Source organism: Streptosporangium sp. CA-115845 (assembly GCF_050943795.1).
Classification (GTDB): Bacteria; Actinomycetota; Actinomycetes; order Streptosporangiales; family Streptosporangiaceae; genus Streptosporangium.
Genome location: NZ_CP191988.1, coordinates 2,103,717 through 2,120,244, shown reverse-complemented (window position 1 = coordinate 2,120,244; position 16,528 = coordinate 2,103,717). Strand labels below are relative to the sequence as shown.

Below are 16,528 nucleotides of genomic sequence, written 5' to 3'. Positions count from 1 at the left end.
TAAGTGATCCTCTTCATTAATCGTAATAATTCACACCTCCCTCGCACCCGATTGAGATGGTAAGAAGCGGTTTTCGCGAGATGGTGGACCTCGGTCAGATACGGTGAGTGGCCGGTGAACAGCCGGAGACGGCAGTCTCCGCGATCGCCCTCGACATGGCCGGCATGCATACGGCGTGCCGGGGTAGGCGCGAACATCCAGCGCCCACCACCGCACCAGCCCGTGGAGCGTCATGAGCCATCAGCCCATCGTCCTCCCCCGCCTCGCCGCCCTGGCCAGACAGGCGGCGCCGAGACTGCTTGAGGGCGTCGTCGCCCCCCTGGCCGTCTTCTACGCCGCGCTGGCCGTCCTCGGCCTGCGGGGCGCGCTGGTCGCGGCGGTCACCTGGGTGTACGCGGGAGTGGGGTGGCGGCTGGTCCGGCGGATTCCGGTGCCCGGGACGATGATCCTCGCCGTCATCGCGATCACCGTCCGGGCGCTGCTGGGGTTCTGGACCGGGAGCGCGGTGCTCTACTTCCTCCAGCCCGAACTGGGGACGATCTGCATCAGCATGGTCTTCCTCGCCTCGGTCCGGCTCAACCGCCCACTGGTGCAACGGCTGACCCTCGACTACATCCACCTGCCGTCGGCGGTGCTGAAACACGAGCGGGTCCGCCGGTTCTTCGCCCGTATCACCCTGCTGTGGGCCTTCGTGCTGCTGGCCAACTCCGCGGTGAGCATCTGGCTGCTGCTTCACGAGTCGATCGGTACCTACCTGCTGGTCCGTACCTCGACCGTGGCCGTGATCAGCGGCCTGGCCGTGGCCTTCTCGCTGTACGCCTTCCGCCGGGTGCTACGCCGCCTGCACTACGACCCCCTCGCCGTCCCGCCCGCCTAGCGGGGCAACCGCCGTGCGGTGGACGCACGAAAAGAGGACGGGGAGGTTCGCCATCTGGCAGCTCAACTGCGCATCCCCCTCCGTACACGGAGCCCCCTCCCTGACGGAAGTCGGAGGTGGTGGGGGCCGTTCGGAGGATGTGGCGGGCCCCGCCCGGTTCCTAGGGTCGGTGGGACGGATCTCGTGGTGATCTCAGGGACATGACCGGAGACCTCGGGGGTTCTCCCGGATACCCGGGGATCACCAGGGGTGTCAGCGTTCCGTGCGAGACACCCCCACCCCCGACTGGAGCCCGGTGTGACACAGGCGATCCTTGACACCCTGCACGACGCGATGGCATCTCCCTGGATCTATCCGGCGCTGTTCGCGCTGGCGTTACTCGACGGGTTCTTCCCCGTGGTGCCGGCGGAGACGTCGGTCATCACCGCCGGGGTGTTCGCCGCCGCCACCGGCGCGCCCGACCTGCCGCTGGTCATCGCGGCGGCCGTGCTGGGCGCGTTCGCGGGCGACCACGTCTCGTACGCCATCGGGCGCGGCGCCGACGACCGGCTGCGCAACGGCAGGCGCAGCCGCAAGACGTTCGCCTGGGCGGAACGGGCGCTGGCGGAACGGGGCGGGCTGATCCTCGTGGTGGCCCGCTACATCCCGGGTGGCCGGACCGCCTGCACCCTCACGATGGGCGCGGTCGCCTACCCGCGGCGCTCGTTCGCCCTCTTCGACGCGGTGGCCGCGCTGTCCTGGGCGCTCTACTCGGGACTGATCGGCTACGTGGGCGGCGCGGCCTTCGAGAACGACCCGGTCAAGGGCCTGCTGCTCGGTCTCGGGATCGCCGTGACGATCACCGCCGTGGTCGAGGCCGTCCGTTACCTGCGCCGGCGCCGGGTCCCGGCGGCACCGCAGGCGAGCCTGGTCACCTCCGGCGACTGACGGCGAAGGGAGCGGCGGCGTTCATGATCGCTTCCAGATCAGGGTGTGCCACCGGCCGTCCTCCTCCGCCGCCAGCACCAGACGGTCGCCGTCGGCGTTCAGCTCGCGGATCTGGACGGTGCCGACGAAGGCCGGGTTGAGCGACAGCTCGACGTCGTGGGCGACATGCCCGTCGCGGATCTCGTAGCGGCCCGCGTAGGCGAAGAACGAGGTGAACGCCCCGGCCAGCGCCTCCGGGGGCGCCTTCCGCGGGCTGGCACCGGGTAGCGGGGATCGCCCGGCGCGCGCGATGGTCGCGCTCATGTGGCCGTCGGGGGTGTAGCAGAGCAGCCCCACCGCGTCGGTGCCGAAGGGGTGCGAAACCCTTCCCCCGGCGCTGACGATCCGCCACTCGACCAGGCGCCAGGCGCCCACGAGATCCATGCCCGCGAAACTATGATAAGAGAAGCCAGTCAGTCAACAGCCCCGATGTGAATCTCGGGGAATTCCCTGTGAAGTCAGGGTCAACCCCGATGGCTCCGGCACCTCCCGCCAGGGGACGCTTCCACTGTTCATCGCGAGACCCCCACCGGACGCCTTCCCGAGGCGATCCGGTCATCTCGCCATGGCTTCATCTGGTTGGGAGGAGTGCGCATGACCGTGCTGGCGGCAGGCCTGGCGTTGCTGGGCTCCCTGTTCTTCGCACTCGGCGCCGCGCTGCAGCAGTTCGAGGCGTCGAGCACCTCCCGCGCCGTGCTGAGGCGCCTTGTCCGGCGCCCCAGGTGGCTGCTCGGCGGCCTGGCCATCGCGGCGGGCACGGCCCTGCACGTCGTCGCGCTGAAGTACGGCCCGCTCACCGTGGTGCAGCCGATGGGCGTGGCCAGCCTGCTGTTCGCTCTGCCCTGCGCCGCCGCGCTGCGACGTCGCAGACCGCGGCCGGGCGAGCTGGCCGCCGCCGCGGTGATCTCGATCGGGCTGATCGGCCTGGTGCTGGTCGTGCCCGACCAGAGCGGCGACCCACACCTTGGCGCCGGGGAGGCGGTGGCCCTGCTCGCGGGGGCGGCCACCGCCTCCCTGGCACTGTGGACCGCCGCCAGGCACGCCTCCCCCGCCGCGAGAGCCTGCCTGCTCGCCATGGGCGCGGGCGTGCTGTACGGCGCGACCGCCACGCTCACCCGGGTCCTGGTCGACGGGGACGGGGAGTTCTGGTTCCTGCTCGCCGTCCCGGTGCCCGCTCTGATCGCACTGGCCCTGCTCCAGCGCGCCTACGCCGTCGGCCACTTCGGCGTCGCCTTCGCCGCCCTCCAGGTGTCCGACCCCCTCACCGCCGTCGTCTTCGGCGCTCTCCTGCTCGGTGAACCGCTGCCGACCGGCGTGCCGGCGGTGCTCACCGCGCTGGCGGCGGCGGCGCTCACCGCCGCCGGAACCGTCTCGCTGGCCCGTACCACCCCGATGTCCCCGTCGCCCGACGCGACAGCACGATGAACAGCACGATGAACGGAGTCCTGATGGCCATGCCGTCCGCCACCGCCCTGCCGATCCCCGCGCGGGCCCCCGCCATCCTTCCCACCCGGCCTCGCCGGGTGCTGATCGCCACCGACACCTACCCCCCGGACGTGAACGGCGCCGCCTACTTCACGCACCGGCTGGCCCAGGGCCTGGCCGAGCGGGACAACGAGGTCCACGTGGTGTGCGCCTCGGACACCGGCCCGGCCAGGACCGAGCAGGTGGAGGGAGTGACCGTGCACCGGCTGCGCTCGGCGCCGGTGCTGGTCCACCCGACCATGCGCGTCTCGGTGCCGACCCGGCTGGACCGGCTCGTCGATGAGATCTCCCCTGACGTGGTCCACACCCAGGGGCACTTCGTCGTCGGCCGCGCGGCGATCTCCGCCTCCCGGCGTGCCGGCATCCCCGTCGTGGCGACCAACCACTTCATGCCGGACAACCTCTTCCAGTTCGCGCACATCCCCGAACGGCTCCGCACCAGGGCGGGCACGCTGGCCTGGAAGGACTTCAACCGGGTCTTCTCCCGGGCGGACCGGGTCACCACGCCCACCAGAATCGCGGCGGGACTGCTCACCGCGAAGGGCTTCGGCCCGCCGGTGGAGCCCGTCTCCTGCGGCATCGACCTGGCGAGGTTCCAGCCGCGCGCCGAGCCGAAGGCGTGGGCGCGCGGGGCCTTCGGCCTGCCCGACCGGGACACGATCCTGTTCGTCGGCCGGCTGGACGAGGAGAAGCGGCTGGACGAGCTCATCCGCGCCCTGCCGCACGTGCTCAACAACGCCGACGCGCAGATCGCGCTGGTCGGCACCGGCGGGCAACGGGCCGCACTGGCCAGGCTGGCCGACCGGATCGGAGTCGGCGACAGGGTGACCTTCCTCGGATTCGTACCGGACGAGACTCTGCCCCAGGCGTACGCCGCCGCCGATGTCTTCGCCATGCCGGGCGTCGCGGAGCTGCAGAGCATCGCCACGCTGGAGGCCATGGCCACCGGCCTGCCGGTCGTCGCCGCCGACGCGATGGCCCTGCCGCACCTGGTACGGCCCGGCGAGAACGGCGCCCTGTTCTCACCGGGCGATGTCCAGGAGCTGGCGTGGCACCTGAGTGCCCTGCTCGCCTCCCCCGGGCTGCGTGCCTCGATGGGCACCGCGAGCCGCGCCATCGCGCTGACCCACGACCACCAGGCCTCCCTGACCAGGTTCGAGGCGATCTACCGGGAGGTGGCGCGGTGACCCCGCGGGGCGGAGCGCCGGACTCCACGGTGATCTACCAGGACATGGCGCGGGGAACTCCGGGGCGAAGCGCCGGAGGCGATGCAATGAACCCCGAGACGATTCACCGGGAGGCGGGGCGATGAACTCCACAGCGATTCACCGGAAGGCGGCGTGATGACCAAGGACCTGCCGTCCCGGCTGCCGGGAGTGGCCGGGCCGCTGCTCGCCCTGGCCGCGATGGGCTACGCGCACCTGACCTCGGCGGGCGCGGTGAGCCCCTTGAACGGCCTGGTCAGCGAGTACGCGCTGCGCGGTGACAGCGCCTGGGCGATGACCGGCGGCACGATCGCCCTGGCCATGGGCTGCCTCTGGGTCGCGTACCTGCTGGCCAGGGTGGACCCGGTGCGCGGCGCCGCGGCGCGCGCGCTGTTCGTCGCCTCGGCACTGGGACTCCTGCTCACCGCCACCTTCCCCACCGACGCGGCGCCCGGTGTCACCTCGATCGGCGGGGAGATCCACCGCTGGTCGGCGGCCGTTGTCTTCACCGCGCTGCCCTGCGCGGGGTGGCTGCTCGGCCGCCGGTCCGGGAGCCGGGCACTGGCGGGGTCAGCCGTCCTGTCCGTGGCCCTGCTGGCCTGGTTCCTGGCCGCCCACCCGGGCTCGCTGATCTCGGACCTGATCGGCGGCCCCGACCACTACGGCCTGGCGCAGCGTCTGCTGCTGCTCTCCGAGATGACACTGGTCCTCCTCGCCGCCCTGTGGTCAGGCCACCGGGACGGCGACGGCGCGACCGGTCGTCTCGGGAACGACCGGGGGGTGACGGTCCCCATCCAGCCCGGCCCAGACCACGCCCGACGCCCTCACCAGCCGATAGGTCTCGGCTGACAACGAGGCCATCCCCTCCGCTCGCTTACCGGCGAGCAAATGAGACGTGTCACACGTACCAGGCAAGGTCTTACCTACGCTAACGTAGGTTACGGTTGCGTAGTCTTTGAGGGAGAGGCCTGATGCGAAAGTTCAGTGAGACCGAGCTGCTGCTCGAGCTTGAGCCCGTCGTCGCGGGAGAGCTGGACCGACACCACAAGATGGCCAAGGAGTGGTTCCCACACGAGTACGTCCCCTGGTCGGAAGGCCGGAACTACGACGGCCTCTTCGACGGGGACGCCTGGGACGAGTCCGACACCAAGATCCCCGAAGAGGCCCGGATCTCCCTCATCGTCAACCTGCTGACCGAGGACAACCTCCCCAGCTACCACCATGAGATCGCCACAACCCTGGGCCGCGACGCGGCGTGGGGCACCTGGGTGCACCGCTGGACCGCCGAGGAGGGCCGCCACGGCACCGCCATCCGCGACTACCTGACGGTCACCCGCGCGGTCGACCCGGTCGCGCTGGAGCGGGCCCGGATGACGCACATGAGCGAGGGCTTCACCAACTCCTACGAGGGCGTGCTCGCCTCGGTCGCCTACGTCTCCTTCCAGGAACTGGCCACCCGCATCTCGCACCGCAACACCGGCAAGGCCTCCCTGGACCCGAACTGCGAGCGCCTGCTCGCCAGGATCGCCGCCGACGAGAACCTGCACATGCTCTTCTACCGGAACCTGCTCAACGCGGCCTTCCAGCTCGCCCCCGACCAGACCATGCGCGCCGTGACCGACGTCGTCACCACCTTCCAGATGCCCGGCACCGGCATCGAGGGCTTCACCCGCAAGGCCATGACCATCGCCAACGCCGGGATCTACGACCTGCGCCTGCACATGGACGACGTGCTGCAGCCGGTCCTGCGTCAGTGGGACGTGTTCAACATGAAGGACTTCGGCGCCGAGGGTGAGAAGGCCCGCGAGGAGCTCGCCGAGTTCCTCGACCGTCTGGAGACCACCGCCTCCCGCTTCGTCGAGCGCCGTGAGGCCCGCCGCGCCCGCCAGGCCGCAAGCGCCTGACCCGCCTCATCGCCGGAGGGACCGTCCCGACACGGTCCCTCTCCGCGATTCGCATCGGAGCCGCAGTCGCTCCGAGCGGGTTGACCGGCTCGGACATACTCCGATCAGGCCGCCCATGACTGATCGGACGATCATCGCGTGTCCGCTTGGACGTGTCCTCCCTGGCGCGAGGACAGGGTGATCGCCGTCCATCCCGGGCCCTCGCAGTAGGCGGAGAGCCGGGTATGCCTCAGGCGGCCGGGGCCAGCTCGCAGGGCTGTGAGTGTTGAACGGTGGGCCTCAGGGTCCGGAGGAAGATCAAAACCAGCACGGCCGCCAGGCCGGTGGTGATCGGCGGGACCAGGAAGGCCAGGGTCTCGCCGAAGCGGTCCACGAGCTGACCGGCCACGGCGGCACCGGACGCGATGCCCAGGCCGATCGCGCCGGTGAGCCAGGTGAACGCCTCGGTCCTGACCTCGCCGGGCACCAGCGTCTCGACCAGCGTGTAGCCGGTGATCAGCGCGGGGGCGATGACGAACCCGGCCAGGGCCGCCCCGCCGTACAGCATGGGGATGGACGTGGCGAACGTCAGGACGGCGGTGGCGGCGGAGAGCAGTCCGACGCCCGCCACGAGACGGATCGGGGCACCCGCCCGCCAGCGGACGACGCCGTAGAGAATGCCGCCGACGAAGCTGGCCCCCGAGAAGGTCGCGTAGATCGCCCCCGCCGTTCCGGCCTGGCCGAGTGCGGCGGTGTAGGAGGTGATGCCGACCTGGAGGCTGCCGAAGACGGTACCGATGGCGACGAAGGCACCCGCGAGCACGGCCACCCCCCGCAGCCGGAGCACCCCGCGCCGGGCCCGGACCCGGACCGGCATCGGCTCGGGAGCGCCCTTGCCGACCAGGGCGAACAGCAGCGTCCCGGCCACGATCATGACCAGTGCCAGCAGCAGCGCCCAGACCGGCGAGAACCCGGTCGAGATGGCCACCAGCAGCACCGGGGCGAGGGTGAAGGTCAGCTCGTCGGTGATGGACTCCAGGGCGAAGGCCACGTCGAGCCTGCCGGAGCCACCGAGCAGGTGCGCCCAGCGGGCCCGGACCATCGAACCGATCTGCGGCACCGTGGCACCGGCCAGTGCCGCGACGACCACCAGCGCCGGGGCTGGGGCACCGGCGGAGGCGAGCACGAGCAGCGTGCCCAGCGCGGCCGCATGCAGGGCGACCTGCGGGAACAGTACCTTCGGCTGACCGTACCTGTCGGCCAGCCGCCCGCTCTGCGGGCCGGCCAGCGCCGCCGCCACCGCGGCGGCGGCAGCGGCGACACCCGCCACGCCGTACGAGCCGGTGGACCACTGCACGAGCAGCAGGACGCCGAGCTGGAGCATCGCGTACGGCAGGCGCGCGGCGAACGCGGGGACGAGGAACCGCCAGGCTCCGGGCGTACCGAGCACGGCGAGGTACGACTTCAACAGATCTCCGTCCAACATCCAGACGGAGACTCCGCCCGGCTCGGGAGCCCACCGGGGGTGGTGGGCTTCGACCGGGGTGATACCGCTCTCGCGGCCGCCGAGCGGTCATTGCATGCGCCCCTGTGGAACGCAACAGCCATCCACCTTATGCCACGAACCGCCCCACTCCCCGCTCGGCCGAGCACCACGAGCCCTCGCCGCACCCTCCAGTCCGTCATCCGACCTCGACCGCTCCGCAGCCGAGATCGCGGGTCGCTCAGCCGCCCACCTGGTGACGACGCCGGGGCGGAGTCTGGTCGGGGAACGAGCGACCAGGCTCCGGCAGACAGACAACCGAATGCGATCTCATGCCGTCGAATGCCCAGATGGCAGGGCCGGAGTGGAGTTCCCGAGCGTCATCCGGCCGCCTCAAAATCTCGGCAGATCGAAAGCCTGCCGTTCGGCAGATTGAAAGTCTGAGGCTCGGCAGATCAGAAGGCGGGGCACGGCGGCCGGGCTGTCATGAGGTGCGGCCGGTGATCTTCTCCGCATGGTGGAGGTCACCGGGGTCCCACGAGGAGCCGGTGCGGACGACCGATCGCAGGGCGGGCCAGGACAGGCCCGCGAGGGCGGCGGCCAGGGCGGCTACGGCCACCATCGCACCTGACAGGCCGGTGGCCTCGGCCCAGCGCCCGACATAGACGGGACCGGCGAGGAAGCCCAGGTAGGCCACGGTGGCCACCACGGATGTCGCCCTCCCCCTGGTGGCCTCGCCGACCTGGGCGGCGACGACGCCCATCAGCGTGGGGAAGAGCACCGCCGTACCGGCCGCGGCCAGGGCCAGCCCGAGCAGGACCACCGGGACGGACTGCGCGCCGGACACCAGCAGGGTTCCGGCGGCGGCCGTCACGGCGCCGGAGACCAGCACGGTCGTGGCGTACCGGGAGCCGAACGCGCCGGCGGCGAAGCGGGTGAGGGCGACGACCGCGGCGAAGACCGCCGGACCGGCCGAGGCGAGCGCGGGACCGGCGTCGGCCACGTCCGCCAGGTAGACCGCGCCCCAGCTCTGATGGGCGTTCTCCACCGCGAAGGCCAGCGCGCCCAGAGCGCCGACCACGAGCAGCGGGAACAGCCGCACCCCTCCCCCGCCTGATCGGCTTACCTCCACCTCCGCCCGGCCACTGCCCTTTCTCTCACCTACCTGGCTCACCGCGTACTTCGGCCGACCAGGCCCCCTGCGCCGCTCGCCGCCCCGGACGGCCCCCGCCGCGACCGGGGCGACCCGCGCATCGGCGACGACGCTGAGCGCCGCGCCGGTCGTGGCGACCGTGACCAGCAGGAACGGTACGACGACCGGCGCTCCCAGGGCGCCGAGCAGCCCGGTGGAGAGGCTGCCGACCACCACCAGAGCGGAGAAGGTACCGTGCGCGCGGGTGATGACCGGCCTGCCGGACGCCCGTTCCGCCGAGCCCGCCGCCGCGTTGATCGCGACGTCCGCCGCGCCCGAGGAGGCGCCGAGCAGCGCCAGACCCGCCGACAGACTCCAGAAGTCGCGTCCGGCCACGGCCACCAGCGTCCCCACCGCGCCGAGCGTCACCAGCAGCAGCGCGGCTACCCGGAGCCCCCAGCGGTCGACCGCCCTGCCGGTGACCGGCATCGCGGGCAGCGCCCCCGCCCCGATGAAGAGCAGCGCCGTACCGAGCTCCCCGTCGCTGAGCTCCGCCTGGGCACGGATAGCGGGCACCGAGGCACCCCACACTCCCCAGAAAGCACCGAACGCGGCAAAGCCCGCATAGGCCGTACGCGGCCGGACACCGCCCCACTTCACTGACACGTGTGTAACGATACACAAACCTCTTGTGTATCGATACACAGATATCCTCGGCCCATGAGCGGACGGACGGCGCGACGCCGGGTGACCATGGCGGAGGTCGCCCGCGCGGCAGGAGTGTCCGTGATGACCGTCTCGTACGCCTACGGCCAGCCGGGACGGGTCTCCGACGAGGCGCGGGCCAGGGTCCGCGAAGCCGCCGAACGCCTCGGCTACCCGGGGCCGCACCCCGGCGCGCGGTCACTGCGCCGAGGTCGCACCGGCAACCTGGGCGTCGTCCTCGGCGAGCACCTCACCTACGCCTTCGACGACCCCCAGGCGACCCGCTTCCTGTCCGGCGTCGCCCAGGTCTGCGCCGACCACGGCATGGCGCTGACGCTCGTCCCGGTCACCGGAGCCCCCTCCGATGTCAACCGGGTCACCGAGGCCGCCGTCGACGCCTTCGTGGTCTGGACGACCACCGACGACGATCCCGTCATCGACGCCATCACCGCCACCGGCCTGCCCACCGTGATCCACGGCGGCCCCCACCGCGACGGCCTGTTCTTCGTGGCCGCGGACGACCGCGCCGCCGCCGCTACCGTGGGCCGCGAGGTCTTCGCGGGGGCACGGCGCCCGGGAGTGCTGAGCTTCCCCCTCGACCGCGGCCGGATCTCCCAGGTCGCCTTCGGTACGGCCGGTCCCGGCCCGCTCCCCGGGAGCATCACCCCCGCCCCGGACCTCCCCGATCTCGGGCGTGCTCCTACTCCAGATCACGGTCGCGTTCCCGCCACCGCGCCCTCCGATCCTGTCCGTGCTTCCGTCCCCGCGGCCCTCGACCCGAACGCCGAGCCACCCGACACCACTCCGGGCAGCGCGTCTCCGGGAATCGACCCCGACGCCTCGACCTTCCGGGTCACCCGGCAGCGCCTGCGCGGCTACCGCGACGCCTGGACCGAGACCGGCGGCGACTGGTCACAGGTCCTGGTCGCCGTCTGCTCCACCAACAGCGCGCACGAGGCCGAGGCCCTCGCGGCCGAACTGCTCACCGGCCCGTACGCCTGCGACGCGATCGCCGCGATGAGCGACGAATTGGCCCTCGGCGCACTGCGCACCGCCACCCGGCTGGGCCGGACCGTCCCCGGCGACCTCACCCTCAGCGGCTGGGACGACTCCGACGCGGCCACCCCCGCCGGGCTCACCACGATCGCCCAGTCCCTCCGCGACCAGGGCGCCCGCTGCGCCCGCACCGCCCTTGGCCACCCCGCCCCCGCCGGCCAGGGCGCCGACGTCTCCTGGCACCTGATCAGCCGCGCCTCCACCCGGCGGCCCTGAAAGACGGACATGGCACGGCGTCACCGAGCCACCGGGGTGAGGAGCCGTTTCAGCAGGGGTGCCAGCGGGCGTTCGACCGCGATGTTGATGGCGTAGGCCGCCAGGCACATCAGCGCCACCATGCCGACCAGCAGCACGTGCCGCTGCACGCTGCCGCCGAGCCGGTCGAAGATGATGAAGCCGACGTGCGCGTGGATCAGGTACAGCGGGTAGGTCAGGGCTCCGGCGACGGCGAACCAGGGACGGCCGAGCCGCTGGGTGACGCGGAGCGAGACAAGGAACAGCACGATGAAGATCGCGGCGATGATCGCGACGACGACGACGCTCTCGATCTCGGTGTGGTAGCGGGTGCCCACCTTGCCGGCGAACTCGATCCCCCGGTAGACGGCGTTGCCGAAAGAGATCAGCACGATCACGGCGAGCTGCGCCGACAGGCCGAACCGGTAGACCATGCACAGGGCCATGCCCGCGATGAAGTAGTGCGAGAACTGCGACTGCACCACCAGGTCGGCCACTGAGTGGACCGAGGCGGGAAGCACCCCGCTCTGCAGCAGGAAGGTCAGCGCCAGCCAGCCCCACAGCACCCCGATGACCCGGCCTCGGGTGATGCCGATCCAGGCGAGCACGAAGATGAGCGCGTAGAACCTGATCTCGGCCCACAGCGTCCAGTAGACGACGTCGACGTTGGGGATGTCGGGCAACGAGTTGAACATCGTCAGGTTGGCGAGGTACTGCACGAGCGTGACGGGGTACTCGCCCATACCCAGCGTGACGGAGACCAGCGCCGTAATCGTCACCGCGACCCAGAAGGCCGGATAGAGACGGACGATCCGGGATACCAGAAAGGCTCCCGGACGACGGTCCCAGGCGCTGAGCAGCACGACAAAACCGCTGATCATGAAGAACATGTCCACGCCCAGGTAACCGAACCTGGCGATCTCATCCGCGACGGGGAATCCGACCTTGCTCACGCCGCCCGCGTACGCGGAGAAGACGTAGTGGTACACCACCACCGAGACGGCCGCGGTGATACGGAGTGCGTCGATTTCGTAGAGCCGGTCACGCCGCGGGGTGCGATGCCGCCCGGTCTCCGAAACCGGGCCGGAGGAACTGTCACTCTCCACAGCCGCGCTTCGAAAGGGGGAATGATTCACTTTACCTCGGTCGCTAAACGTTGACTCCCCGTACAGGTAATCGAGGGGCAACCCCGGACCCGACACGTTCCGGACAGTTCCCCCACGCCTACCGATATCGATAAAACACTTTGCCATATCCGTCAGGGATGCGCCGACAATCGACAGGTTTCAAGGATTTGGCCATCATTAACGACGATTATCGGATGGACACAAAATCCGAAACTAGATCATTGTCCGGGGGCGCTACGATCCCCGCCTCGTACGCCGGTTGATCATTCTCAATATTCGGATATCCGTTATACGCAGATGACGGGACCGAAATAAACCGAAAGGGTATAGCCCATCCGGTGAACCGGCTGGGCTCGATGCCCTCCCGCACAAGCCGGCTGTTCGACTTCATAGCCACCGACATCACAGGCGGGTCCGATTCCGTCGGTCCCGCCTGCCACTCTCTCCAATCGATTTCTCACCGTCAGGCAACACAAGGAGGTGTTCGCGGTGAGCATGAGTCTTTCGGCGCGTCTACTGGACGCGCCCGGCGATGACAGGAAGCACACGGCGCTGGTGGTGCAGGCCAGATATCAACCGGTCGGCGGTGCGGGCAACATCGCGATGCCCCGCATACAGCTCGGACCGCTCCGGCTCTCCGACCTTCCGCGCCAATCCGGCCTCAGGGCCGGTCTCATTCCCTCCAGGCCGGTCTCATTGCAGCGGCGAGGAGTGACCACTCAAGTTGTCAAGCAAGGTCCGCGAGGTGGCCGCCCTTGATACTTGCGAGGAAAGCGCCCCACTCCCTGGGGGGGAAGGACAGCACTGGACCGTCGGGGTTCTTGGAGTCGCGGACCAGGAGAAGACGCTCGGTACCTGCCATACGTTCGACCTTGGATTGGGGGTTGTCGGCGAGCATGACTTCCACACAGCTACCGCCGTTTCCTCCGCCTAGGGTGCTCTTGATCCAGACACCAACCTCGACACAATCCTGGCCGGCACCGCTGAGCGAGCTCTTGCGCCACGCAATGCCGGATGGATCCGGAGTGGACATCTGCGAACCTCCTCCTCTGGCGATCATTCAAACCCGACGACCGTCTTCGCGATGAGACACCGGGAATCATCCGGATCTATCGCTTTGGCGCGAAGATGATCAAATGCCACTGTATAACGGTAAACCTCCGCCTCCCGTTCTACATAGAGACTGTCCGTTAGGTTTTCCAAGAACACCACATCCGGGTCGCTGGCTTCGGGAAACTCCATGATCTGAAACGCGCCACTCGTGCCTGAGTGCGCTCCGGCCGCGAACGGCAGAACCTGGATCGTGACGTTGGGCAGATCTGCCAGTTCAAGAAGCCGTCTGAGCTGTGCTCGCATCACCTCAGGTCCGCCGATGCTGCGGTGGACGGCGGCTTCGTCGAGGATCGCCCAGAGTCGAAGAGGTTCGGCCTGGGTGAGAAGCGATTGCCTGGCCATACGGACTTCAATGCGCCGTTCGACCACCGGACAGCGACCCCGGATCTGCCCGGACGCCGACCCCGACAGCGGCGGTGGACGCGGCCTCTGGCTGGTTCAGCAACTGTCCTCGGACTGGGGCTGGTACGAGACCTCGGCCGGGCGGGTGGTCTGGTTCCAGTGCGCCGCGAGGCGCTCCGTTATATCCCCGGCTAAGCCGGGATGAACTTGGAGGAATGTTCATGGGTCGATGACTTTACCTGGACCCGAAAGGCGAAGGGAAAAATAGCATGTCAACGAAAGCAGCGGACACAGCGTAGGCGTCAAATGTGGGCCGCCGCGAGACCCGCGTGATATGGCGAAAGCTGGATTGCCTGAAGCCTAATCTCCAGTCGATGAAAAGACGCATCCGCCGGAAAGACGCCTGAAACCGGCGCCGCATCCTGCGCTGGCATCTTGGAACGGCCAGCGCAACCTCCAGGGTGCAGGGGCGATGCCCAGTGAGGGCATTCAAGGATCTGAAAACCAGACCCACGCTCCTCGCGAAGATCCTCAAACAGGCGAAAGCACCGCTGCGCGACGCCGCCGCCGTCAACACCACCCGCTGGGCACTGTGGCAGGCACTGAAAGCCACCGGCCTGCCCGTTCACACCGCCTCCGGCGGGCGCACCACATGGAAGCGCTCCCGCACCGGCGCACCGAAGTCCCACACGTTGGACGCGCTGCACGTCGGCCACCTCGACACCGTGACCACCTGGCCGTCCACGGTCCTGGTGGTCACGGCGACCGGTCGCGGCACCTACGCCCGCACCACCCCCGACCGATACGGATTCCCCCGCCTTGTCCGGCCACGGATCAAACTGCATCACGGCTTCCAAACCGGCGACCTGGTCCGGGCAAACGTCCCGGCGGGCAAGAAGGCCGGGGTTCACCTCGGGCGAGTCGTGGTCCGCTCCTCCGGCTCGTTCGACATCACCACCCGGCACGGTCGCGTCGCCGGAATCAACCACCGGCACGTCCGTCACCTTCAACGCGCGGACGGCTACGGCTACACGACCCAGAAAGAAGCCGATCGACATGACCGGACCGGTCAGGGCACGCTCAGGCCTTGGCGGCCCTCCCGCTCCGAATTCCTCCCCTCCTGAAGGCCGGGGCATCCTCGGGAGATCCTGGTGACTGCGGCCTGACCCTCTACGAGCTGTGCCAGGTGGGCGAGCTGAGACTCATCCGCCGCACGGAGCGCGTACCGGAAAAATCGTCCATCAGCGAGAGTGACCGGTGGCGGGCCCCCGAGGCGGACGCGATGTGGATCACACTGCTGCACGGACTCGTGCGACAGCGACGGGAGGTGGTCTGCGCGCCACCTCACCCGCGATGCCCGGCCCCAGTCGAGCGCCTCGTCCCATGTGGGAAGAAGCGCGCCGGTTTCGGGGCCGAGGTAACCAGCACCGTCTTCACCTTCCAGGAAGCAGCCGTCACTACGACCCCGGCAACACTCACCACGGCGTGCTGCTGGTCAACAACGACGACCATGTGCTCCCCGGCACCGGCTTCGACACCCATCCGCACCAGGACATGGAGATCGTCACCTGGGTCATGGAGGGGTCCCTGGTCCACCAGGACTCGACCGGCCACTCCGGCGTGATCTACCCCGGCCTGGCGCAGCGGATGAGCGCGGGCACCGGCATCCTGCACTCGGAGAAGAACGACTCCTGGCGGCTGCGTGGCGGCGCCGCCCACGACGAGCCGGTGCACTTCGTCCAGATGTGGGTGGTCCCCGACGAGCCCGGGATCACCCCCGGCTACGAGCAACTCGAAATCGAGAACGAGCTGCTGTCCGGCGGCCTGGTGCCGGTGGCGTCCGGGATGGACAAGCACGACGGTGCCTCTGCCATCCGGATCAAGAACCGGTACGCCGCGCTCTACGCCGCTCGGCTGCGGCCAGAGCAGAGCGTCAATCTGCCCGAGGCTCCGTTCCTGCACCTGTTCGTGCCGCGCGGCACGGTCACCCTCGAAGGCGCGGGCACCCTCGGCACCGGCGACGCCGTACGGTTCACCGCGACCGGCGGGCAGCGGGTGACCGCCGTCGAGCCCGCTGAGATCCTGGTGTGGGAGATGCACGCCGCGATCGCCGACTGACCGTCACGTCGCAGAGAGTCCGTCCGTACGGCCCGGGTTGCCGCGGGGCGACCCGGTGCCCTCGATGACCGAGGTCGGGCCTTCCAGTCCGACCGAAGGGCTCCTGGGGCGCTCGGAGGGGCATCACACCTGCCCGGGAGGCATCACGTACGCGCCGTACGGATCCTGGAGTACGCGGACGACTGCCGGGGCACCGCCTCCATGCCGTGCCGGGCGAACGGCAGGGCCCAGCGGCCGAAGACGACCTTCCCCCCGGCCGGTGACCGGTAGTGGCCCCACTCGTCGGTGCAGACGCCGACGAGCTGCAGGCCCCGGCCGCTCTCGTCGTCCTCCCCCGCCTCGGTGATCTGAGGCTCGCCGTCGCTGCTGTCCCAGACCTCCGCGAACAGGCCCACGGTGGTGAGGCGCAGCCGCAGCACGATCGGGTACGGGCCGACGAGCTGCGAACAGGCGCAGGGGGCCGAAGGGTGCGGGCAGGCGTAGCCGTCCGAGGCATGCGGGACTGCGGTGGCCTTGATCGCGTTGGTGGTCATCTCCGAGACGACCAGCACGCAGACGTCGGAAAGCTCCCGCAGGCCCCACCTGCGTAGCTGCGTACAGGTGAAGTCGCGGGCCTGGGACGCGGCGGTCGGCTGCGCCGCCAGCCGCAGCTCGGCGGCGTCCAGGGACAGCTCGTCGGGGGCGCCCAGATCGGGGTGAAACGGTGAGTACATCGGTCCCGGCCGTTCGACGGGGAGCACGGTCATGTGATGGCTCCAGGGAGGTTCAACGGAGATTCGGTCGTACGTCCCCGGCGCAGATG

The 16,528-nt window shown here is 69.8% G+C and carries 17 protein-coding genes; 10 read left to right on the top strand and 7 right to left on the bottom strand.

The genetic code is table 11. From position 1 onward, the window contains the following. The first annotated feature begins 232 nt into the window (after positions 1-232). Positions 233-877 (top strand): VC0807 family protein, encoded by a 645-nt coding sequence (locus ACQP0P_RS11945; protein WP_433374892.1) that lies wholly within the window; start codon positions 233-235, stop codon positions 875-877. 297 nt (positions 878-1,174) lie between these two features. Continuing rightward, on the top strand, positions 1,175-1,804 hold the full coding sequence (locus tag ACQP0P_RS11940; protein WP_433374890.1) for a DedA family protein: 630 nt from the start codon (positions 1,175-1,177) through the stop codon (positions 1,802-1,804). A 21-nt stretch (positions 1,805-1,825) separates the two neighbouring features. On the opposite strand, the gene ACQP0P_RS11935 is transcribed toward ACQP0P_RS11940, so the two are convergent. After that, positions 1,826-2,227 carry a lipocalin-like domain-containing protein gene (locus tag ACQP0P_RS11935; RefSeq protein WP_433374888.1) on the bottom strand — a complete coding sequence of 134 codons (402 nt, stop codon included), beginning with the start codon at positions 2,225-2,227 and terminating at the stop codon, positions 1,826-1,828. A gap of 210 nt (positions 2,228-2,437) precedes the next feature. Between ACQP0P_RS11935 and ACQP0P_RS11930 the strand changes: the two genes are divergently transcribed. From ACQP0P_RS11930 to ACQP0P_RS11915, 4 genes are all read left to right on the top strand, one after another. After that, positions 2,438-3,268 carry a DMT family transporter gene (locus ACQP0P_RS11930; RefSeq protein ID WP_433374885.1) on the top strand — a complete coding sequence of 277 codons (831 nt, stop codon included), beginning with the start codon at positions 2,438-2,440 and terminating at the stop codon, positions 3,266-3,268. Positions 3,269-3,276: 8 nt separating this feature from the next. After that, on the top strand, positions 3,277-4,515 hold the full coding sequence (locus ACQP0P_RS11925; protein WP_433374882.1) for a glycosyltransferase: 1,239 nt from the start codon (positions 3,277-3,279) through the stop codon (positions 4,513-4,515). A 156-nt stretch (positions 4,516-4,671) separates the two neighbouring features. After that, positions 4,672-5,382 carry a DUF998 domain-containing protein gene (locus ACQP0P_RS11920; RefSeq protein WP_433374879.1) on the top strand — a complete coding sequence of 237 codons (711 nt, stop codon included), beginning with the start codon at positions 4,672-4,674 and terminating at the stop codon, positions 5,380-5,382. A 122-nt stretch (positions 5,383-5,504) separates the two neighbouring features. After that, entirely contained in the window at positions 5,505-6,437 is a 933-nt protein-coding gene (locus ACQP0P_RS11915) for an acyl-ACP desaturase (protein ID WP_433374876.1), read from the top strand. Positions 6,438-6,666: 229 nt separating this feature from the next. Here the strand turns inward: ACQP0P_RS11915 and ACQP0P_RS11910 are convergent, their stop codons facing one another. Beyond that, the gene (locus tag ACQP0P_RS11910) at positions 6,667-7,884 is read right to left on the bottom strand and encodes an MFS transporter (RefSeq protein ID WP_433374873.1); all 1,218 of its coding nucleotides are present in this window, start codon (positions 7,882-7,884) and stop codon (positions 6,667-6,669) included. A gap of 499 nt (positions 7,885-8,383) precedes the next feature. Next, complete coding sequence (locus ACQP0P_RS11905) at positions 8,384-9,697, bottom strand: MFS transporter (RefSeq protein ID WP_433374871.1); 1,314 nt, start codon at positions 9,695-9,697, stop codon at positions 8,384-8,386. 54 nt (positions 9,698-9,751) lie between these two features. Here ACQP0P_RS11905 and ACQP0P_RS11900 point away from each other — a divergent pair, with 54 nt between their 5' ends. After that, the gene (locus tag ACQP0P_RS11900) at positions 9,752-11,008 is read left to right on the top strand and encodes a substrate-binding domain-containing protein (RefSeq protein ID WP_433374868.1); all 1,257 of its coding nucleotides are present in this window, start codon (positions 9,752-9,754) and stop codon (positions 11,006-11,008) included. 20 nt (positions 11,009-11,028) lie between these two features. On the opposite strand, the gene ACQP0P_RS11895 is transcribed toward ACQP0P_RS11900, so the two are convergent. From ACQP0P_RS11895 to ACQP0P_RS11885, 3 genes are all read right to left on the bottom strand, one after another. Beyond that, entirely contained in the window at positions 11,029-12,132 is a 1,104-nt protein-coding gene (locus ACQP0P_RS11895; protein ID WP_433374865.1) for an acyltransferase family protein, read from the bottom strand. Positions 12,133-12,880: 748 nt separating this feature from the next. Continuing rightward, on the bottom strand, positions 12,881-13,186 hold the full coding sequence (locus ACQP0P_RS11890) for a DUF397 domain-containing protein (protein ID WP_433374862.1): 306 nt from the start codon (positions 13,184-13,186) through the stop codon (positions 12,881-12,883). A gap of 23 nt (positions 13,187-13,209) precedes the next feature. Beyond that, on the bottom strand, positions 13,210-13,608 hold the full coding sequence (locus ACQP0P_RS11885) for a DUF5753 domain-containing protein (RefSeq protein ID WP_433374860.1): 399 nt from the start codon (positions 13,606-13,608) through the stop codon (positions 13,210-13,212). A 10-nt stretch (positions 13,609-13,618) separates the two neighbouring features. On the opposite strand from ACQP0P_RS11885, the gene ACQP0P_RS11880 reads away from it, so the two are divergent. The 3 genes from ACQP0P_RS11880 to ACQP0P_RS11870 all read left to right on the top strand — a co-directional run bounded on the left by ACQP0P_RS11880 (position 13,619) and on the right by ACQP0P_RS11870 (position 15,726). Continuing rightward, positions 13,619-13,813, top strand: coding sequence for an ATP-binding protein (locus ACQP0P_RS11880; protein WP_433374857.1), 195 nt, complete (start codon positions 13,619-13,621; stop codon positions 13,811-13,813). Between the two features lie 274 nt (positions 13,814-14,087). Continuing rightward, positions 14,088-14,732 carry a hypothetical protein gene (locus ACQP0P_RS11875; protein ID WP_433374854.1) on the top strand — a complete coding sequence of 215 codons (645 nt, stop codon included), beginning with the start codon at positions 14,088-14,090 and terminating at the stop codon, positions 14,730-14,732. A 259-nt stretch (positions 14,733-14,991) separates the two neighbouring features. Continuing rightward, entirely contained in the window at positions 14,992-15,726 is a 735-nt protein-coding gene (locus ACQP0P_RS11870; RefSeq protein ID WP_433374851.1) for a pirin family protein, read from the top strand. Positions 15,727-15,869: 143 nt separating this feature from the next. Here ACQP0P_RS11870 and ACQP0P_RS11865 read toward each other — a convergent pair whose 3' ends face one another. Then, the gene (locus ACQP0P_RS11865) at positions 15,870-16,472 is read right to left on the bottom strand and encodes an ATP-binding protein (RefSeq protein WP_433374849.1); all 603 of its coding nucleotides are present in this window, start codon (positions 16,470-16,472) and stop codon (positions 15,870-15,872) included. Positions 16,473-16,528: the final 56 nt, after the last annotated feature.